The sequence below is a fragment of the Nocardia sp. JCM 38205 genome (assembly GCF_058222935.1).
In genome coordinates, this window is sequence record NZ_JBYHFL010000001.1 from 13,840 (window position 1) to 34,321 (window position 20,482).

General features: G+C 67.9%; 16 protein-coding genes and 2 pseudogenes. 2 read left to right on the forward strand and 16 right to left on the reverse strand.

Annotated features, from left to right (window positions below):
• Positions 1-14 precede the first annotated feature (14 nt).
• A complete protein-coding gene (locus AC4HOU_RS00050; RefSeq protein ID WP_195026174.1) occupies positions 15-2,963 on the forward strand; it encodes a pPIWI_RE module domain-containing protein in 2,949 nt (982 codons plus the stop codon).
• A gap of 1,568 nt (positions 2,964-4,531) precedes the next feature.
• Here the strand turns inward: AC4HOU_RS00050 and AC4HOU_RS00055 are convergent.
• A pseudogene (locus AC4HOU_RS00055) lies at positions 4,532-4,990 on the reverse strand (transposase); the annotation flags it as partial.
• Between AC4HOU_RS00055 and AC4HOU_RS00060 the strand changes: the two are divergent.
• A pseudogene (locus AC4HOU_RS00060) lies at positions 4,935-5,642 on the forward strand (IS256 family transposase); the annotation flags it as partial. The pseudogenes AC4HOU_RS00055 and AC4HOU_RS00060 sit on opposite strands and share 56 nt — an antisense overlap.
• On the opposite strand, the gene AC4HOU_RS00065 reads toward AC4HOU_RS00060, so the two are convergent.
• The 15 genes from AC4HOU_RS00065 to AC4HOU_RS00135 all read right to left on the reverse strand — a co-directional run bounded on the left by AC4HOU_RS00065 (position 5,578) and on the right by AC4HOU_RS00135 (position 20,471).
• Positions 5,578-6,516: an MBL fold metallo-hydrolase gene (locus AC4HOU_RS00065; protein WP_490723970.1), complete on the reverse strand. Its 939-nt coding sequence runs from the start codon at positions 6,514-6,516 to the stop codon at positions 5,578-5,580. The pseudogene AC4HOU_RS00060 and the gene AC4HOU_RS00065 sit on opposite strands and share 65 nt — an antisense overlap.
• A 30-nt stretch (positions 6,517-6,546) precedes the next feature.
• Positions 6,547-7,452 carry a hypothetical protein gene (locus AC4HOU_RS00070; protein ID WP_195026172.1) on the reverse strand — a complete coding sequence of 302 codons (906 nt, stop codon included), beginning with the start codon at positions 7,450-7,452 and terminating at the stop codon, positions 6,547-6,549.
• The gene (locus tag AC4HOU_RS00075; protein ID WP_490723971.1) at positions 7,449-8,495 is read right to left on the reverse strand and encodes a hypothetical protein; all 1,047 of its coding nucleotides are present in this window, start codon (positions 8,493-8,495) and stop codon (positions 7,449-7,451) included. Before AC4HOU_RS00075 ends, AC4HOU_RS00070 begins: the two co-directional genes overlap by 4 nt.
• Positions 8,492-9,391, reverse strand: coding sequence for a DUF4913 domain-containing protein (locus tag AC4HOU_RS00080; protein ID WP_490723972.1), 900 nt, complete (start codon positions 9,389-9,391; stop codon positions 8,492-8,494). The genes AC4HOU_RS00075 and AC4HOU_RS00080 overlap by 4 nt, the downstream gene beginning before the upstream one ends.
• Positions 9,388-11,262, reverse strand: coding sequence for a type IV secretory system conjugative DNA transfer family protein (locus AC4HOU_RS00085; protein ID WP_195026739.1), 1,875 nt, complete (start codon positions 11,260-11,262; stop codon positions 9,388-9,390). The genes AC4HOU_RS00080 and AC4HOU_RS00085 overlap by 4 nt, the downstream gene beginning before the upstream one ends.
• Positions 11,263-11,311: 49 nt before the next feature.
• Complete coding sequence (locus tag AC4HOU_RS00090) at positions 11,312-12,370, reverse strand: hypothetical protein (RefSeq protein ID WP_195026740.1); 1,059 nt, start codon at positions 12,368-12,370, stop codon at positions 11,312-11,314.
• Positions 12,371-12,550: 180 nt separating this feature from the next.
• Positions 12,551-13,471, reverse strand: a complete 921-nt coding sequence (locus AC4HOU_RS00095) for a hypothetical protein (RefSeq protein WP_195026741.1) — start codon at positions 13,469-13,471, stop codon at positions 12,551-12,553.
• Between the two features lie 7 nt (positions 13,472-13,478).
• Complete coding sequence (locus AC4HOU_RS00100) at positions 13,479-14,342, reverse strand: hypothetical protein (protein ID WP_490723973.1); 864 nt, start codon at positions 14,340-14,342, stop codon at positions 13,479-13,481.
• 107 nt (positions 14,343-14,449) lie between these two features.
• Positions 14,450-15,364 (reverse strand): hypothetical protein, encoded by a 915-nt coding sequence (locus AC4HOU_RS00105; protein WP_195026743.1) that lies wholly within the window; start codon positions 15,362-15,364, stop codon positions 14,450-14,452.
• A gap of 45 nt (positions 15,365-15,409) precedes the next feature.
• Entirely contained in the window at positions 15,410-16,315 is a 906-nt protein-coding gene (locus AC4HOU_RS00110; RefSeq protein ID WP_195026744.1) for a hypothetical protein, read from the reverse strand.
• 55 nt (positions 16,316-16,370) lie between these two features.
• The gene (locus AC4HOU_RS00115; protein ID WP_195026745.1) at positions 16,371-17,336 is read right to left on the reverse strand and encodes a hypothetical protein; all 966 of its coding nucleotides are present in this window, start codon (positions 17,334-17,336) and stop codon (positions 16,371-16,373) included.
• Positions 17,333-17,872, reverse strand: a complete 540-nt coding sequence (locus AC4HOU_RS00120) for a hypothetical protein (protein ID WP_195026746.1) — start codon at positions 17,870-17,872, stop codon at positions 17,333-17,335. Before AC4HOU_RS00120 ends, AC4HOU_RS00115 begins: the two co-directional genes overlap by 4 nt.
• Positions 17,869-18,528 carry a hypothetical protein gene (locus AC4HOU_RS00125; protein ID WP_195026747.1) on the reverse strand — a complete coding sequence of 220 codons (660 nt, stop codon included), beginning with the start codon at positions 18,526-18,528 and terminating at the stop codon, positions 17,869-17,871. Before AC4HOU_RS00125 ends, AC4HOU_RS00120 begins: the two co-directional genes overlap by 4 nt.
• Positions 18,529-18,566: 38 nt before the next feature.
• Positions 18,567-19,640, reverse strand: a complete 1,074-nt coding sequence (locus AC4HOU_RS00130) for a C40 family peptidase (protein ID WP_490723974.1) — start codon at positions 19,638-19,640, stop codon at positions 18,567-18,569.
• A 189-nt stretch (positions 19,641-19,829) separates the two neighbouring features.
• Entirely contained in the window at positions 19,830-20,471 is a 642-nt protein-coding gene (locus AC4HOU_RS00135; protein ID WP_195026749.1) for a hypothetical protein, read from the reverse strand.
• Positions 20,472-20,482 lie beyond the last annotated feature (11 nt).

Below are 20,482 nucleotides of genomic sequence, written 5' to 3' on the forward strand. Positions count from 1 at the left end.
ACCGAAAGAAGACCGTGGGATTCACCTACAGATCCATCAGCCGGGCCGCCTACATCCCCGCACCCGATGCCGAACCCTGGAGCATCCGATTCCGGGCACTGCCGTTTCCCGATCAGGCTCGCGAGAGCCTGCTCCGCTTGCGGAACTATGGCCGCTCCCCCGATTTCGATCCACTCACCACCATACCCACGGGCCGACTCGACAGCGTCCTGCAATGTTTGGCACCGGATCTCGTCGTCCGGCCACGACGCCAAAGCGATCCCGACTACTGGCTGTACGTGCCCGCAGCTCTTGCTGATCCGCTACCCGGCCGCACATTGCCCCAGCTGCTCGGCGGCTGGCTGCGAGATATCGGCCCCGCCGACAGGGCAGCGAATGCGGACTATCTTGCCGCGCTCCAGGAGACACAGGCCGAGCTGGAGACCGCACCGATCGACTGGGACGAGGTCGACGTCCACCTCCTCGACTGCCCGATCACGGAAGGCGGTACGGCAAACCCGGACGGGCGCCTGTTCCAGCTGACAACCGACGCCTTGGCAAGACGCATCACCGCACTGGAGCCATACGACTTCGGCGCCGGAAAGCTACGTTTCCGCGCCGTCCCGCGCGGCCCCAGACAGCGTGGCGCCGAGCTGATGTCACAACCCATCCCCCGGGAAATCAAGGGAAACCGCTGGTGGTTCTCGATCACCATCAACATAACGCTGCACACAACCCCGTTCGATCCACTGCCCCGGCTCCACATCCACACCGGCGTCCGGCGCTGGGCGACGCATCCCAGCAAGGCAACCGGTACGGTCTATCTGCCGCACGGCCGGGCGACCTCGGTCTATCTGCGTCCTCCGATCCCCTGGTTGCCCGGCGCGCCCGCCAGTGACCGTTTTGCGATCGCGAGGCTGGCCTACGATCGCCGCACACAGAAGATCGGGTGGGTCGAGAACGGTCCGGCCGGGTTGCTTCGCCGGCTCACGCTTCGGCAGTCGCTTCTCGAGCCCGCCGACCTGCTGAGGGCGCCGGAGGACTGGATCGGCGAAGGACCCGGGCTCCGGGCCGCGGTGGTGCACAGCACCCACATGGGTGAGCACGAAATCGGTGCCGGTCTGATGTCCGACCAGCGCTCCCAAATTATGGCCTGGATCGAACAGGCCATGCCTCCAGCTCTCACCCGCACGGCCCCGCTGCAGCGCAGTACAGCGGGAAGCAACAAACCGAGCAATCCCCACTCCACAGCAACCGGTGTGGAGCGGGAACTCACCCAGCAGTGCGCCGCGCAAGAGCGGAGAGTCGCAGTGGCCGCCTCCACCCGCGCATTGTCGGAACCGGCGACCGACACGGAAACACCCGTTCTACACTGCCGCCTGTTATGGCAGACAAACACTGTGCGCGATGAGGCGATCGCCGCGCTGGCCAATATCCTGGGACTCGAGCCGGTCACTTCCCTGCCCAGCGACGCCGAATTCAACGATGCTAAAGCGGGTTCCCCGATCATCGTCGAGTGGCACACACCCGAACTCGATGTACAGCTTCGATGTCTTCCGCTCGCAGGCGGGCTCGGAGCCGCACTCCCCGTGAACCGTGGCGAGCGTCCGCGTTCCGCAGCACTCGGTGCAGCCATCACACACCGCAGGCAGGCGGTGGCGGAGTTCCTTACACGGGATGGGGCACACCGGGCCCAGCCGACACTCGCGCTCGTGGAAATCGACCACCGCGCGCACTTCCGACCGGCCGACACCGACCCCAAATTCTCTCTCCGGCTCGGCTGTGCCGACGCAGGTGTCCTCACCCAATTCGTCGCCGTACCGTCAGCGAAGCCGGGTATCAGAAATATCGGCAATGTCGATCACCGGGTGCAGTCGGCCTGGCTGGATGGGATGCGCCAGCTCGGGGTGCGAGTGCTGCCCGAGCACACCCTCGGCGATGGCCTGCCGACCGGGTTGCGCTATGCCGCTTTCTGGATGGTCAAGCGGCGCAAGGATGGTCCAACCCGGCTGCCGCTTCACGTACCGGTGGCTGTGCTCGTCACGCCCATCCCCGGCGCCCCAGGTCATGCAAAGGTCGAAGGCTGGGACGACACGACCTACACGTGGCAGCCGTACCCGCACTTCCTCCTCGGGCTGGTCGACCAGGCCACCATCACCTACGATCCCGAGCCTGAGCGCGAGGACGCGAGGCAGTACATCACGTCTCGCGCCTGGCACCGTACGATGCATCAACAACGCCGTGAGACAGAGGAATTCATCCAGCGGCTGACAGCGAACTTATACGGTGCACCGACCGTACTGATCACCCATTCCCAGAACAGCAGGCAGCACTGGACTTGGCTGCAGGACGGCGCGCTCGTCCCCGATCTGATCCGCACCGGCACGGCACAGCCGTCCGGGCTCCAGCACAACTTGCGCCTCGTGCGTATTCGCGGCGGCGCGGGCCGAGAGGCCGCCCAGTGGTGGGGTGACGCTGATGAGAAGCACTCCAACGGTCTGCCATCAGGCCTATGGGTGCCGCAGGAGGGCACCACCTCGCCTACACCACGCGTCTTCTACAGCACTACGGAGAAGGCCAGCACGGCCAAAGGGTCGGCAGTCGCGGCGGACCGGCTCGCACCACGGACGGTTTCCCGAGGGTCCGGCGCCGGCAATACGGTAAACGATGTCGGCAAACCCGCCTGGAATCCCACGCTCGTCGAAATCGCCATTGCCGGTTGCCATGCGGACGACGATCCCGAAGCCTTCGCCCTCGCCATGCATCAGTTGCGCCAGGCTCCTGACTACCTTGACGCACTGTCACTGCCTCTGCCCCTGCACCTGGCCGGGCTGGCTCAGGAGTACGTGCTCCCGACGGAATCCGAGGACGACGGCACAGATCCCGACCAGGCCGACGCTGCAGGGCTGGCGGAGGAGCCCTCGACCGGTGAACAGATGACACTCTTCACCGAAGAAGACGAAGCAGGTCTCGCGCCGGTCTGAACAGCTGGTCGCGCAACCGCGCTGCGGGTTCCGAAGACAGGCCGTCCCACGACATACCGTCGTCGAATCAAACGGACCGACACCCAGCCAACGAATCCGTGATGAGCGATCACGTCGGGATTGGTGAGGGCGTCAACAACCACCGTTCGCAGAGTGTTGTCCAGCCGTAAGCAGCGGGCGAGACGTTCGAGGCCAGGAACTTCTCCAAATTCTGACCACGATATGCGTCCGCAGGCGCGAGAGTAAGACGTCTCCGAAACCCGTCGGATCGAACACGGCGACAAACAACTGGATGCGGCGGGCAGCGCCATCGCCGTCGTCCAACTGCGCAGCGCAGCCAGGGGTGCGGTACCGGTGGGTCCAGGCACAAGAGGGGTCAGTTCGGAACCAGATCCGAACTGACCCCTTGGCCGAGGCTACGCCCGGCTTGCCTTCTTCATCCTGCGGTGAGCCCTCTGTCGGCATGTGGCACCGCAGTGCTTCGTTCGAGGTCCTCGCCTTCCTTTCGGGCGCGGTTCGAGCTCCTTGAAACATCCAGCGCACAAACGGTACTCCGATGGCGGCGCGCTGAAATGGTAGTCAGCAAGGGCGTTGCGCACCGAAACTGTCCGCAGCTGTCTCAATCCGATCTCGATATAGTACGCAACCCACTTGGGCGGAAACCCCATCTCATGACCGATATCGTCCAGGGACTGGTGCAAGAGGTAGTGGCGTTCGATCATCGCTTTCGACCAGCCCGGCACATCCGTCCCCGTTTCTCCCATTCCATCCAGCGCCCGCTGGACGTCATCGCGCAGGTATCCGTCTGCGACGCGATCGGCGACCGACCTCGAGCCTCGACGGCTGCTCTTCATCGAGCCTCCTGGTGAGCATCTGGCAGTTGGTTGGAAGTAGTCTTGTTCTCCGTCAGATTCGAGCGACAGGACGCCGAGCCTGTTATCCAGCGACTACGCCTGAACGCACCTGCCGCGAAGGCGACAAAGATCTCAGGGATGTCCTCTCGCCGAGCGCGGATCACCGCAACCGTGGCCACCACAAGCACGGCCACGCCTAGCACCAATGCCGGGAGTTGCAGCCAGAACATCAGCCACCAACCTCCTGGATTGGGCAGGCTCGTCAACTCAGCCGCCTCTGTAATCATCGATCACCTCCGAAAAACGAAAGAAGGCCCCCGGCACGTACGCCGAGGACCTTCTGATGACATGAAAAATGGCTTCAGTCAGTTTCACCGAAGCCATGAAGACGCACCTGTAGTGCGCGGCTAGAACACTAGCGGACTTTGCCGGCAAGGTCAACGTTTCGGAACAATGCCAGGTCATAGTCACCGAATTGTCCCTCGCCGACGAAGATTTCCTCCATGACGTCGTCGTGGAAAATCGTGACAATCTTGGTCCAACATCCCGTCACTCGGTGCCGCGCTGTCCAACATCGCCGTTGCCGTCCGCCGAGAACCGTGCCGCAGCAGCAACGGACGAGACAAGGCGCTGGGACCGAAGTTGTCGGATGGGCGGCCGGCACAATCATCATCCGGGTCTGTCCAGATAACGGTGTAACTCGGTGTGATTCGGTTACTTTCGTCCGGCGGTGAGTCGGCCGTCGAAGGTGATGTCGAAGGCGTTCAACGCCGCTTTCCATCGGGTGACCCAGCGTTTCTGTCCGGCGCCGGTGGGGTCGAGGCTCATGATGGCCATGTAGACGCATTTCAGGGCTGCTTGCTCGTTGGGGAAGTGCCCGCGGGCGCGGACGGCGCGGCGGATGCGGGCATTGACCGATTCGATCGCGTTGGTCGAGCACACCACCCGCCGGATCTCGGTGTCGAAGGCCAGGAACGGCACGAACTCCGACCAGGAGTTCTCCCAGAGCTTCACGATCGCCGGGTATTTACCGCCCCATGCCTCGGTGAACTCGCAGAACCGTTCCAGCGCGGCCGACTCTGTGGATGCGGTGTATACCGGTTTGAGGGCTTTGGCGATCGCGTCCCAGTGCTGGCGGGCTGCGTATCGGAACGAGGCCCGCAGCAGATGCAAGGGCGAGATCACCGACCATCTCGGCTATGACCACGGGGATCCGGCAGGGCGTGGAACCGGCAACTCCCGCAACGGGACCCGCACCAAGACCGTGGTCACCGACGTCGGCCCGGTCGATATCGACGTGCCGCGGGATCGGGCGGGGAGTTTCGAGCCGCAGGTCGTGCGTAAGCGGCAGCGCCGGCTCAATGGGGTCGAGAACATGGTGCTGTCGCTGTCGGCGAAGGGTTTGACGCATGGGGAGATCTCGGCGCATCTGCGGGAGGTTTATGGCGCCGAGGTGTCCAAGCAGACGATTTCCACCATCACCGACAAGGTGATCGACGGGATGGCCGAATGGCAGAACAGGCCGCTGGACTCGGTGTATCCGGTGCTCTTCCTCGATGCCATCCACGTGAAGATCCGCGACGGCAAGGTCGCCAACCGGCCGATCTATGTCGCGTTGGCGGTGACGGTGGACGGCACCCGCGACATCCTCGGTTTGTGGGCCGGTGACGGCGGTGAGGGCGCGAAATTCTGGCTGCAGATCCTCACCGAGCTGCGTAACCGGGGTGCCGAAGACGTGTGCATGCTCGTCTGCGACGGCCTCAAAGGACTCCCCGACGCCATCGGTCAGGTCTGGCCGGCGGCTGTTGTCCAGACGTGTGTGGTTGCCAGGTTCTGGTTCCGGTGGGTGTGGTGGTGACGCGGCCGAGTTGGGTGTCGGCGAAGTGGGTTCCGAAGCCGAGGGTGCCGGGGGTGCTGAGGTCGTCGACGAGTCGGCGGGCGGTGGTGCGGGAGGCGTCGGGGTCGTCGTCGAGGGCGGAGGTGAGTTCGGGGCGGCGGATTTGCACCGGTGTTTGTAGTGCGTCGCCGAAGGCGATGACGCGGTGTCGGGCGGTGGTGAGGGTGTAGGTGAGGTGGCCGAGGCTGTGGCCGGGTGTGGTGGTGGCGTGGATGCCGGGGGCGACCTGTTGGTGGTCGGTGATGGTGCGGACGCGGTCGGCGAAGGTGTCGAGGATTTCGGAAGTGACGCCGTCGGTGGCGGCGAGGTGGCGGTGGTGCCATTCAATGTCGCCGACCAGGACCGGGGTGTTTGTGAACGGGCTGCCGGGTTGCCAGAGCCAGCCGATGTGGTCGAGGTGCAGATGGGTCAGGGCGATCGCGTCGATGTCGTCGGGCTGTTTGCCGGCTGTGTCGAGGCTGCGGACCAGTTCGCCGCCGCGAATCAGCCCGAAGGGGGTGGGGAGGGCCATGGGGCCGAATCCGGCGTCGATGAGCAGGGTGTGGTCGCGGTATTCGATCAGGAGGGCGCCGACGCTGGCGACGAGCCAGCCATCGGGGTTGATTAGATGTGCGTGCGCGTCCCATATCTCGTCGGTGGCGTCGGGTAGCCAGGCGTGGGGGTCGAGGTAGGCGACGCCGTCGGGCAGGTAGGTGAGGCGGTGTTCCCCGAAGCGATGCTGATGCAGGGCGGCGGGACGGGCGTAGCGGTCTAATGCAAGGGTCATGGTCGACTCTCCAAGTCGCGTAAAAGGATTGGGCATGGGGTGGCCGGTCTGCGTGGAGGTGACTGGTCACGGGGATGGGCCGTGGTCGTGGTCGGCCGACGCGACCGCGGCGGGAGTTTCCTCGGCAAGTGCGGTAACCAGATCGGGGTCCGGTGCGGTCAATGGGGCTTCGACGGCGCCGACCGCGGCGGTGATCGCGTTCTCCATGGCCCGGCCGTCAGGGTCGGCCCCGGATGTCGCGATGAGCGTGTGGGCGCGTGCGATCAGCTGTGAGGGGCGAGCGATGGCTGCGTCGTCGAGGTGCAGGTTGGGGTGGTGGCGGCGCAGGTTGCGCAGGGAGTTGCGGACGTCGGCGGCGATGGTGTCTCGGGTGTGGGTGTGCCAGAGGGCGTCGAGGTCGGTGTCGGCGGCCGCGAGCAGCTGGGTGCCGGTGTGGGCGAGCTGGCCGTCGGAGATGGCGTGGTGTTCGAGGTCGAGGCCGATTGCGGCGGCGGTGGCCAGTGCGCGAGTCCGCAGCGCGTTCATGTTGCGGCGCAGTTGTTGCCCATCGACTTGCGACGCCCCGGCGGCGGCCTGGGCGGAGGGTATGCCGTGCTCGCGCATCGCGATCAGGATGGCCATCTCGCGGAGTCGCTCGAGGTCATCGTTCACGCGTGTGCGGGTGCGCCGTTGCGGCCGTCGTGCTGGTGCTGGTGGTAGGTGGTGGTCGAGGTGCCAGGGCTGGCCGGTGCCGGCGAGGTGGCGGGTGTGTTGGACCCAGATCTCGGGCAGGCCGGTGCTGCGGGCTGCGATCTCGGCCAGGGCTCGTTCGCGTTCGGCGACATCCAGATGCGGATGGACACCGGCGGGAAATGTGGGTGTGGTGGCGCGAAGCCGGGTTACGGTGACGGTGTGGTCGTAGAGCGCGCGCAGGGCATCTGCCTGGGCGGCGGGCAGTTCCCGCAGGCGCGGTCCGCGCTTGGGCGTGCTCATGGCGCCATCTCCTGGCCGGTATCCGGGTGCGGTTGCGGCAGGTGTGTCGGATCGTCGGCGTGGCTGAACCACAGCGCTGCATCGGCATCCGGAGCGGCGGCGGTGACCGCCGCGTCGATCGCCGCGCCCTGATCGGCCCGAGGACGGTCACTGAACGCCGGAGCACCCACCGGGCCTAAGAAACTCACCGGCGCGGCACCGGCGGTGTCGCCGTGTGTGGCGGCACGGAAGATCGTCGACTCCGCCGTGCGTTCTGCAGGGCCGGTCGCGTTGTCGAGAGTGACGGTCGGGGTGCTGTGGGGTGCGGGTTGGGGTGCGTCGGTGCCGAGGGCGGTGATGATGTCGGTGCCGAGGGCGCGTGGTGGTGGCAGGCCGGGGGCTGTGTTGGTGGGGATGCGGGTGATTTCGAGGACTTGGGCTTGGAGCAGGTAGGCGCCAGTGTCCGTGTTGGCAGCTGCGTGGAGGCGGCGGTGGAGTTCGGTGGTGTCGATTCCGGCGAGCTGCCGGGCGCCGGATTCGACGAGGTCGGCGTGGGTGCCCCAGAGGTCCGCGGCGATGGTGTCGTCGACGCCGAGGAGGTTGACCACGCCGGCGGTCCTGGTGAACAAAGCGTTGAGGTTGCGGGCCAGGCGCGTACGCGGGTCGGTCTCGAGCAGGTCGGGTGTGTGGGGGTGCAGGGCCGCCAGGGCCGACCAGTCCCGGAGGCGTGCGACATCGGCGACGAGGTCACCGAGGACGGTGTCCCAGTCGGGTTGTTCGGGCTCGCGCAGCGACAGATCGGCGCGCCAGCGCACGCCGCGGTCGCCGCGTTCGCGCACGTGGTCGAGCCATGCTTGCGGGATGCCGGCCGCGTGCGCGGCGCCTTCGAGCGCCTGCCGCAACAGCATCCGCTGCTCGTGGCCGTCAAACCATGTCTGGTCGGGGCGGGCGCCGGTGCGGTGGTAGTGCTCGTCGGCGGTGCGGAGCGCCTCGGTGGCGGCGGCGGTTTCGTTTTGCAGCATCTGCAACAGTCGCGCTTGGAGACGGGTGGGTGCGATCGTCACGACTCCCCCTCGTCGGGTTGGCGCAGTTTGCGGTAGTCGGGGCCGAATCCCAGGCGTTTGATCGGTGTGGTGGCGCCGGGGACGCCGAACCAGTTGTCCGGCACTCCCGCCGCGGGTAGGCCGGGGGTGTCGAGGTGGTCGTCGGGGGTGCAGCGGTAGAGCGGGCCGTTGGCGGCGTCGAGGATGTAGCGCATGTGCGGGTCGATGTGGCGGACGAACAGCGTGCTCATCGCGGATTTGTCGTCGGCGCGCAGCGCGGCCTCGAACACGCGGTGCACGGCGGCGAGCCGGACCACTACCGCTTGGTGGCGCCACCACTGCCGACACCACGTGTACTGGCCTTCGCGCTGGTTGGCTGCGATCCGTACTGAGGTGACGGGCAGTAGCCACTTCTGCACGAACTGCGAATAGTGCGCGAACCGCGGCGGCGCCTTCTTCGTCGCGCTGTCACCGCCGCCGCTCTCGGTCTGATCAGGTGGTGGGGGTTTGGGTGGGCCGAACCATCCGGGTGGGACCGGGTCGAACGGTAGGGATTCGGTGCTGACGTGTTCTCGGCGGGTGCAGCGGTGCAGGGGGCCGTTGGCGGCGTCGAGGATCACCTTCATATGCCCGTCGACGTGGGAGAGCAGGAACGTACTCAGGCCGCTGCCGGTGTTGGAGCGGCGTTGGGCCTCGAACGCGTTGTGCAGGTGCGCGAACCGCACCGCGACCGCGCGGTGGGCCCACCACCGCTCACACCAGGTGTAGGTGTTCTCGCGATTGGCCTCGGCGAGACGCACGTTGATCGTCGGCAACAACCAGGACGTGACGAAGTCGGCGAAATGCCGGTACTGCGGCGGCTTCGGCGCCGCCTTCCCCTTCGACCCAGCCGAACCCGAACCCACTGCGGCAGTCATGACGGCTCCCCCTGCCCGTCGGCCGGGTCGGCGTTGTCGAGGCCGGACAGTGGTTGGGTGGCTTTGTCGAAGCGGGCCAACGAGGCGCGCACCAGGGGCGCGTGTTCGGTGTCAGACCACCACTGCTTTTCGACGACGACGGGGCCGTGGTTCGGAAGCCGTACTAGTGCCCGGTTTTTCGGTAGCGCTGCGAGGATGGCGACGTCGAGGATGGGTTCGGTGCGCCACGTGAGGGTGCGGTTGGTGCCGCCGGCGCCGCGGCCGCGGGAGCGGTCGGCGACCTCATGGGCGCCGGCCATCGCGACCCAATGCTCGAGGTAGCCGGTGGCGGCGATGCCGCCGCCGTAGACCTCGATCGACTGCGCGCGCATGGTCGCCAAACCGTTGGCGCCCCACAGGTCTTCGCCTTGCTCGAGGACCTGCAGGATCGTCATCAGCACGATGCCGCAGCCTCCGGCGTAGGTGTAGTAGGAGGGCAGCTCCCCGATGCGGGCACAGTTGGCGGCCTCATCGAGCACCCCCAGCAACGGCAACGCCAACCGGCCATCCGGACGCGCCCGCGCCACCGCCAACCCCGCCTCCAGAATCTGACCCACGAGAGCGGACGTCAGTGGAGTGGCGCCGTCCGGGCCGGCCATCGACAGCGCATACAGGGTGTCCGACGAGGTGACGAACTCGCCGGGCACGAATTCCGGCAACTGGTGCGTCGATTCCAGTTCAGCGGTGTCGACGACGATTTTCTTCGCCCCCAGTGCGCGTTCGGCCGGGCTCGCTTCGCGGACCTTGATCTGCAGCCGGCGCGGTGGGGTGATCATCTGTGCGTATCCGGGGTCGGAGAGGACGTTGAGGAATCGGCGGGCCATGTCGTAGAGGCCGTCGCGTTGGCGGGCATACAGGCCCTGGCATTCCAGGATCCGCTCGGCCGGGCGGGTGTGGCCGTGGGCGCGCAGGATCAGCGCCGGGGTTTCGTCCTGGTCGCGGCCGAGCCATTCGGCCACATGCAGCAAATCCCCACCCGCACACGCGGCAGCAAACACGTACAACGCCAACAGCTCTTGAGCGCCGCCATCGAAATACGAGTCGACCTTCGCATTCGCTGCTTGCGACGCCGAACTCGTCGACCCGGACACGAAGAATCCGGCCAGCTTGCGTGCGGCCGGCAATCCGGTCACCTGGGTCAGGAGGTTGACCCAGAACCCGCACACCGGTTGCCCGGTCACCGCTTGCAGGTCACACAACCACACCCGGCCGCGGCGTTCGCGGCCGACGAGAGTGTGGCGGTAGAGGTCGGGTTTGTTCGAGGTCGCCAGGCACGCACCCCACGCGCCCAGCACCGCCGCAACCGCCCACGCCATCGTCTTGCCGGTGCGGGTGCCGGCCGCGATCGTGACCCCCAGCTCGGCGGGCACGAACAACTCGATCCCCCCAATGACCGTGCGCCCCAGCGGTGGGCCCGGCATAGCGCGTACGGGTGCGGGGGCATCGCGCAGCAGTCGCTGGTTGGCGGCGAGGTTGTCGCGGGCGCGCGCTATGGTGATCAGGTGCGGGGGCTGCATGGTGCGCGCTGCCGCGTCGATCTCGCTGCCGGCCCGATACCGCTGCCACACCGCCACACCCGCGCCGAACCCGCCCGCGAGCAGACCGGTGAAGATGGCGGTCGCCGCCACCGGCCACGGATGCCTCCCGGCGGACACCGCGAGCAGCGCCCGCACCGGATGGCCGATGACCGGTTGCCCGCTGATCCAATTCCCCGCCGCCAGCGCCAGCCACGCCGCCCCGGCGATCAGCACCAGCGCCAACGCGGCCGCCAGGAGCGTGGTCTCCTCGCCGGGCCCGCGTCGGCTGCGCCGCCGCGACTCGCGCCCGGCCATCACGACCACACCCCCAACCGCAAGGAAACCAGTTCCAGGGGTGGCTGGTTCATAGCGTCGCTCCCACCTCGCGCACGACCTGGGCCGGGTCGGGCGCGGTGTCGGGGCCGTCCTCGCTGGGCCATGCTTGCGGTTCGGTGTCGCCTCCTATGGCGGCGTCGACGAGGGCGTGTATGTCGGCGCCGTCGGCGCCTGCGAGGGCGGCCGCCGGTCCGGGTTGGGCACCGTCGGCGGCGGGTTGGTGGTCGGGGTGCGGTAGCCAGTAGTGGCCGTCGCGACCGGCTCGATAGGCGGATTCGATGTCGGTGGCACTGCCTCCGGCGTCGGCGGCGTCACGCCGGGCCGCGCGGGTCGCCTCCAACAGCGAGTCCAGGCGGGTGACGAGGGTGTCGACCGCCTCACCCGGCCCGTCCCACTCCCCTGCCAGCCGCTGATGTTCGGCGGTGAGATTCTGCAGCCGCCCCAGTGCGGCGGTGCGGCGGCCCGCGGCGTCGATGCCCGGGGTGGGACGCATCTCGGACGGTAGGAGCGAGGCGTGCTCGTCGGCGCCGGTGTCGCGGTCGCCGAGGTCGTGTTCGAGTTCCAGCAGTCGATTGGTCGCGGCGATCACCGCATCGACCTCGTCCAGGCTCACCGGTTCGGTCGCGCGTCCTCCGAGGGCGCGATCGAGCACACTCGCACTGCTGGCGAGCTCGGTGTTCGGCTGTGGCCGCCAGCGAGCGCTGTCCTGGCCGGAGCCGGTGGTCGTGGGCTCGTGGTGGCCGGTGAGTTCGGCGGCTTGGGTCAGGGTTCGCCACTGGCGGTCGTCGATCGGGAGGTCGCCGGCGGCGTGGGTTTGCGACAGGCGCCGGAATGTGGCGGCGGTCGTTTCCGGGCGCGCTTCCCATGCGCCGACCGCGGCTTCGAGCTCGTGCCACAGCCCGCGGGAGTCGGGGTCGCTTGTCCAGTTCGCGGCCAGGGCAGTGGCCTGGTCGAGGAACGCGCGGGTCTGTTCAGGGCTTTCCGCGTGCGGGGCGATCATCCGCAGGTTGTGCGCGCGTGTGAAATCGTGTCGCAGGGCGGCCTCGGTCGCGGCGAGATCGCCCGCAGAAGTCGATGTGGTGGACATCGTCGCCTCCAAAAAGGGTGTGGGAGGGCGGCTGCCGCGACCGTGCAAAGGCGGTGGCGGCCGGTGGATGTCCCCGGCAGATCAGGTTCGGCGCATCCGGTCAGTACCCGTGACCGCCGCACCGACAAGCGAACGGAAACTATTGGTGCAGAGTTGCTTTCGGTTCCTGTCGCGATGGCATCACGGTCCGGGCCCGTTGTCGTGGTTGACCGGATCGGGTTCGACGTCGGTGCGGGTGTCCCAGTTCTCGACCTCCGGTTCGGGTGTGATCTCGGCATGGTCGTGTGTGGCGGCGGTGATGGCGTTGGCGATGAAGGACGATCGCAGCGCTGCCGATGCTGCGGCGATCATCTGCTGCGGTGTCGGGACGGTCGGAGCGCTTTCCTGCGCGCCCGCACCGGCGCCGGCGGGGACATACGGCGGGATCGCCAGATCCGGCGTGCTGTGGGCGTAGTCGCTCCAAGCCTGAACCAGGGTGGCCTCGGTCCAGGTGCTCACCGCCCCGGCGTGGAAGTGGCGGATACCGTCTGCGCCCGCGCCCCACAACGTTTGGGCCTCGCTGTCAGTGAGTTCAGCGGCGCGGGCCAGGGCGTTGACCCGTTCCCAGCGACGGGCCATCGCCTCGGCGAACCGGCGGCCTTCGGCGCCGGGATCAGTACTGATACTCCATCGGCCGGTGGCGATGCGGTCGGCGCTGGCGGCAGCCAAGCCGGCCATCCGCTCCAGGTGCCACAGATCCACACTCAGCATCTCGACATAAAACTGTTGGCTCACCCCGTCACGCACCGGCACCGCGCTCACCGGCGAGCCCGGCTCCGGTGCGGGTGCGGGCCGCGCACCGCGGGCGCCGAGTTCCCGCATGTCCGCGATCCACCCCACCGGGACTCCCGCCGACAACGCAGTCTGCTCGGTCTGCTCGAGCAAACCCTCCACCGCATCCACAGCCGCGGCGTGTGCCCTCTGCTGCTCCTCATCCAATTCCTGATCACCGACCGGCACCACGGGTGTGGCCACAAGCTGCGTGCGGTGGGCCGACAGCATGTGGATGCTCCGCAGCAGCTGCCCCTGCCAATCCTCGACCGACGGCGATGATTCCGACATTTGCGCCTCACCACCCCAGGTCAGGGTCGATCTGCTGCTCCGGCGGCGTCGCAGAGTCGGACTCTGCCTCGATCCCCGGCTCCACGTCGATGACCGTTGCCGTTTCGGGTGCGCTGCCATGCTCGACCGCTGCCGCGGTCGCGGTCCGGTCGTGGTAGCGGGCGACGGCGGCGCCGGCGCGTGCGAGGAGCGTGTCGGGATCGGGCGGCCACCATTGCGGTGGGCTCGCCAGCCCATACATGTCGGTCAAGGCGTGGATATCGCCGGTCAGGGCGGTTTCGATGTGTCCCCAGGACGCCGCGCGCCATCCTTCGACGACGGCGAGGTCGTCGACGTTCTCCATCAACGTGCCGATCACGCGATCCCACGCGGACTCATCGCGGTCCCAGAACGCGGCGGCCTCGCCCTCACTCAGATCAGCGACCTGGGCGAACACCGCTGCACGGTGGGCGGTCGCGATCATGTTGCGCCGCGTTTGTTCCGGCAGCCCGGTCTCGCCCGGGTGGGGACGCAGCGGGCCGTGCATCGTCGCGCGGCGGGCGTGCATGGCCGCCATCTGCTCGAGCCGGTAGGCGTCGAAGGCCAGGTGATCGATGATGTGGTCGAGTTCTGGATGTTCCGACGGTGGTGGGGCGTGCGGGCTGTCGGCCCAGCGGATGCCGTAGGCCCCTGCTTCGGCTGCTGCGTCCACCATCTCGCGCGGGATACCTGCGTCGATAGCCCGCAGCCGTGCCTGCATGCGTTGAGAGTGAGCGTCGCTGAGCTGGTCCCGCCAAATCTGCATCGGCAGGTCCCCGCCCTCCGAGCCAGGGAAATAGGTCGGGAACTCGTAATTCAGTACCCGTACATGCTCATAGGACAGATCTTGCACACCCTTCAGCAGCCGCCGCTGCCACCCAGGCAGCCGATCTACACCGGCCATCGGACCAGTCATCGCAGACTCCTTTCTGGTACTTGCGATCTCGAATAGAGGCGCGGTCACAGCTCGTGCCCCGGCGGGTCTGCCCGCGGCGTGGGATCGATGGGTTCGCCGGCGAAACCTGGGTCGGGGTCGGCCCAATGGGCGGCCAGGTTTTCCCCGACGGAGGCGGCGATGGTTTCGCCGAGCGGTGGTGGTGCGTAGTTGGCGTTGGCGTCGGCGATCACTTGGCTGGCGTGGATGATCAGTTGCTCGCGGGTCGGCGGCGGATGCCCGAGGTTGGTAGCGGTGAGGGTGTCGAGGTCACGGCGGGCTTCGAAGGCGAGGCCGGGCCAGGCCATCGTGCGCCACCGCTCATGCAATTCGGTGTCGCTATAGACGAACACGGTGGCTTCGACCAGGCGCTGCCAACCGTCCCGGGTACGGTTCCAGATCTCGGCGCGGTCACGCTCGGGCAGCTCGATGGCGTCGGCGGTCATCCTCGCCCGGGCCCACAGGGACTCCATGTTGACGTCGAAGTCTGCGATCTCCCCGGCGCTCACGCGGGCGTCGAGTCCGCGCGCGGTGTGCTCCACGCGGAGGACTGCCATGTGTTCGAGCTGCCAGATGTCGGAGGCGACACCGTCGACCATATGCGCTGAGACCTCGGTCTCCCCGTGCGCCAACGCCGGGGGCGTATGCACCGAATCGCCCCACAACTCGCCCCGCGCACCGGCCGCGACGGCGTCACCGATGACCCGGCTCGGGATATCCACCGCGGCAGCGTGCGCCGTCATATCGCCGAGGTCCGCAGCGATAGCGCGCAGATGGGTGCGCCAGGTCTGGATCGGGATGTCACCGGCGCCGTAGTGACGCTGGTATTCCGGGTATCCGCTGCGCAGCACCCGGGCATGGTCGGCCGAGGTCTTCTGGATGCGCGCCAGCAGCCGCAGCTTCCACGTCGATAACCCGTCGTAGGGTGTCGGGCTCGTCATCGTTTCTCTCACTTCCGTGCGGGACAAGGTCCTTATCGGGAATGGTCACGGCGCATGGTTGATGCCGTAATCGACTGCCGTGCTTGCGGGTTCGGGCGGCTGCTCCGGCCGCGGCAACGGATTCGGCGGGTCACCGGTCAGACCGGCAGCGGCGAGGGTGGCGGTGATGGCGTGCCCGGGGTGGGTTGCGCGGGTGGGGTCGGTGATCAATGCCGGTTCCGTCCTCTCCTGTTGGTCGAGGGCGGTGGCGGCGAGTTCGACCATTCGGTCCGGGGAGACCGGCATCTGAGCGCCGATGTCGTCGGCAGTGATTCCCGCGGCCTGCAGGACGATGGTGGGCATCGCGACGGCGGTGAAGTCGGCGCCGCAGATGTGGTCGAAGCGCGCGTGCAGCTGCGGCACGGTCATTTCGGCGGCCTCGGCGGCGGCTTCGGTGGCCCAATGTCGAGGACCCCGCTGCCACAGTTGGTGGCGTTCATCGACGGTCAGGTCGAGCGTGTGTCCGATGGCGCCGAGGCGTTGCCAGGTCATGCCCATGATCCGGCGATGGCGGGCGGTGCGGTCGGTGTCGACGTCGGCGGTGCGGGTGTAGGCGGCCGCGACTGCGGCCATGTCCTGCAACGAGCGCACGTCATTGGTTAGCGCGCTGATCAGGGTGGACCGCTCGATCGTGTTCGGGGCCAGCATCACCGTGCCCGGATCCCAGGCCGCGCCCCGGTTGCCGGCGGCTTGGACGTAATCGATCCAGGCTTTCGGCACACCTACCGCCAGCGCGGTCCGCTCGATCTCCTCGCGGGAGCGTTCCCCGATCGCGAGATGTTCGGCTACCGCCGGCGGTGGGGTGGTGTGGCCGTCACGGCGGGCGGCTTCGAGGCGAGTGTGGTTGTCGTAGCTGATGTTTTGGATCGCGCGCAGCAGATGCGCCTGGATCCGGGTCGGAGTGTTCACCATCGCCGACCACCTCTCGATGCGCGCCGCGTTCGCGGGTGGGCGGCGGCGGGCGGGGTCATGGTTCCGGCTCCAGGGTCGAGGCCACGGTGGCGGCCGTCTCCGCCGCTGGTTCCGGTGTAGGGTCGGGGTCTGCGGCCGGGTCGGGGTCGGCGCTGGCGGCGGCGATGACGGCGTCGATGACCTGCCCGGGCGCGGTGGGGTCTGGGCAGGTGGCGGATGCACCCTGGTCGAGGTTGGCGGCCATCGACAATTTCTCGGTGAGTCCGTTCAGATTGTCGAGGAACTCGGCGTCGGCGGGGTTGGGCTCCCATTGAGGCGGGTGGCTGGCAGTGTCGTCGATGAGGGCACCGGGATCGAGGCCGGTGTCTTCGGCGAAGCGTTCGGTGAAGGCAGCGGCTGCGGCGCGGTGGGTGTCGGACCGGTCGCTGGTGGCTTGGGCGGTGGCGAACGCCGCCGCCGACGCCATCGCCTCGCCCGCTGGTCCTTTGGAGGTGAGGGCGTCACTGAATCCGGCGGCGCGGCGCCGGATTTCGATCAATAGGTTCTTGTAGTCGACATCGAGCTTGTGCAGCTCCGCCGCCCGTTCCTCACGAGCGGTGTAACCCTTGATCTTTTCCTCCTGCACCGCGTCGAGGCGACCCCGTTCGAGGACCGAGTCGGTGTTGCGGCGATCGAGATCCTGCTTGCCTCGCTCGATCTGGTCCTTCTTGTAATCCAGCTCCTTCTCGTGAAGTTCCCCGCCCCGCTTGATCCGCTCCCGGACCTCCTCGACCCTCACAGCGTGCAGTTCACGACCCTGGTACGCCTTTTCGATCGCATCAAAGACCCGCATCTGGTACTCGGTCTGTGACCGCTGTTCACGGGCGGCGTCGTTACTCATCCGCAGGTTGTGTTCGGCGAGGCTGCGCGATTCCCCGCCTCGCCGCTGCATCAGCGCCGCGGTGGTGTGCGCGGTCTGCAGGGCCTGCACAAAACCTTGGCGGACGGCGACGCTGGATTCCTCGACCGGATCGCCGCTCATGACCGGACCACCAGATCCGCCAGCAACCATCCCTGCCCGAACCCCGGGCGGGTGGCGTGGGCGTACACCGCGAACGCGATCCGTGCCTGCCCGGCCGGGTGAAGTTCGACGGCCAGCACCCGCTGGACGCGGGAGGCGGTGTCGGGCGGATGGTCATCGGCGACCACTTTGACTGTGGTGGTGATCGGGGTGGCGTCTATGGCCCAGTGCTGCCATTGGCTGGTGGTGATCGGTGCCCACGCCAGGGCAGCCTGTTCTGCGCGGGTGGCGAACTCGCGGGTCATCAGCGGGCGGGCGCTGCGGAACGCCGCGCGCTGATCGCGCTGCTCGAACGGCCGGTAGTCGAATATCGCCGTCGTCGCCGCGACCAGCACCGCCTGCGCCGAGCACGGCTCTACCTTCTGGAATGGCGAATCCAAGGCCCTAGCGGCACAAGTGGTTTCGCCCGCTCCGATCGTGGGGTCGGCGGTGCAGGCGCTGGTGGTGAGCGCGGCGGCCAGGAGTAAGGCGGGCACAAGGAGTGCGGGCGTTCTCATCGTGGTTCTCCAGTGGGGTCGATGAGGGCAGCGAGGTCGGCGGTCGACCAGAACACCGGCCCACCAGTAGCGACGTCGGTGGCGGGATGATCGACCGGTTGCGCCGTCAGCTCCAGCACCAGCGCCGCCGTCAGCGCCGCCGCATTCAGCAGGAGCCGGTTCACCCCGTCGGCGTCAGCGAGCACCAGGCGCAATGTTGCGGCGTCGGCACCCCAGTGGGTGCGCGCGAGCCCGGCGAGCCAGATCGCCTGCCGCGCCGCGACTTCCGCTGCTGGGATATCTGGGCCGGTGTCGGGTGGGTGGTGGTCGCGCCAGATGACGTGGCCGTTGCCGGCGCAGAGGGTGAACTGGTTGCTTGTGGCGGCCGAATACAGCAGCATCCGGGGTCCGCGATCGGCGAGCTGGCCGAGGCTGCGGTGGGTGCGGTCGAGGGCTTCGGCCTGGCGCATGCCTTCGTAGTCGATACCGGCGATGTCGAGCAGCGCGGTCAGGAACCGCTCGACGGTGCGGGGGTCGGTGAACCCGTGCTGGGCAGCGATGCGGTCCAGCTGCCGGGTGGTGGTGCAGCGGCACAGCTCGACCGCCCGCACACGCACCACCATCTCCGGGGTGACCTCACCCCGGTCTTCGTTCTCGACAGCGGGTGGTGGGTTCATCAGGTCCTCCAGCAACAGCGCGATCGGCGGCGCAGGGGTCAGGTGCGTGGGTCGCCGCCGTCGGGGGTGGGTTTGGGGTAGCGGCGCACGTCCATGCGGTCGCCGTCGAAATCCGCCAGCAGGCCGATCGTGACGGTTTGGCCGCTGGTCGGGGCGTGCAGCAGCAGGTCGCGTCCCTGCTCGTCGCGACCGACATAAATGCCGACATGATGGGAATCGGCCGCACCCGGGCTGGTGAAGAAGATCAGATCGCCCGGCGAGCGCGCCGCAAACGGAACCACTTCGGCGGTGGGATGGTCTTGTTGGGCCTGGGTGTAGTGCGGCAGCCGGATCCGCCCCTGGGAGGCGTGGTAGATCGCATACAAGGTCAGCCCGGAGCAGTCGAAACCGCCACCGGTCGGGCCGTGCACGTCGCCACCGCCCCACACATACGGGGTGCCGATCCACCGCGACGCGGCCTCGATCACCGCCGTACCGAACGAGCTCGCCGGCGACAACGGCCCCGACGGTGGGCTCCCGGCCCCGCACCCTGCCGCCGGGGCACCCGGTGGGGTGCGCGGCATCGAAGCCGGGTCCAGGTCGGCGAACATCGCATACAACTGGCGAGCCAGGTCGATGTGGCGGCCGTACGCGTTGGGTGCTGAGCGTTCGATCTCCTGCGCCAGTTCGGCCGGGGTCAACGCCCCCGCCGCGGCGCCGAGGGCTTCGGCTTTGTCGTAGAACCAGTTGATCTGATAACCGGCATCCATCAGGACGGCGATGCCGGGCTGGCCGTGCAGGCTGAACCGCAGCTGATGCGGGCCGACCGAATCGTGGTCGGTGCCGATCCCGTCGTTGGGATAGTCCAGTGATTCCGGCACGTTCGGGTTGGCCAGGTTGCGCAGCGAGGATTCCGTGATCTGGGCGGCCAGCTCGGCGATGATCACCGCCTCCGGCATGCCACGCTGCAACCCGATCGCCACGCCTTGGCGGGCGAGCTGTAATTGGCGCTCGGAGAGCCCGGCTACCGTCTGCCCGGTCGGGCCCGCAACTCCCGGCGTATGCCCGGTCACGGGGTCCGCGCACGACACCGGCTGGTGCGCGCCACCCAGGACCAGCAGAAGCAACGTCACCAATAGCACCACCGGCGACAGCAATGCTGTCGCGGCAACGGTTTTCGGTGACGAGTTCATGGCATGGTTCCGGGTCGGAGTGGATTCGGCGGCGGTGCTCGGATGTGTCGAACACGGTGGGGCGCGGAAGCTCGCGGCGCGGCCGCTGAAGACCGTCGGACGGCGCGCACACGATGGCAGTTGGCGCGGTCATGGCCCGCACTCCATCTGCGATTGCGTCGACGCCGACGGCGCGGTTGCATCGACTTCGGGTTCCGGCACCCATGTCGGTCTCTCGTCAGCTACGGCGTGCTCCACTGCGGACTCGATGCCGGCTAACGGCATCGCCGCAGCGCCAAGGCCGGGGTCAGGACTACTGGCGGGTGGCAGCGGGCCGCCGACGGCCTTTCCGAAGATGCGTGGGGCGTGATGGGAAGCGTCGCGGGTCATCGTGGGGGGAGTGAGCCAGGTACGGTGGCCGGTCAGCTCCCCCGCCTGATACATGCTGCGAATCTCGGACTCCGGCAGCACGCTTTCGCGTCCGTGTTGTAGGTCGTCTTCGAGGTTGTTCAGCAGCCGGGCCATGGTGGCTGGCGCATGCCGCCACCCCAACACCGCGTCGTCGAGGCCCTCCCACACGGCGGCGAGGTCGTCGTCACGGGTGCGCCAGCGCTCGGCGAGCCGACCGGCGTCGGCCAGCATCACAGTCATCTGGTCGTTGTCGGCGCGGTAGGCGGCCTCGCGCAGCTGGTGAGCGCGCGCGAAATCAGCGCGCAGCAACTGCTCGCCCCAGGAGGCGCCGGTGTTGGCGTAGTAGAACGGATCCGTCTCCCCGCTGGCACCCGCACGCAAAGACGCTCCTG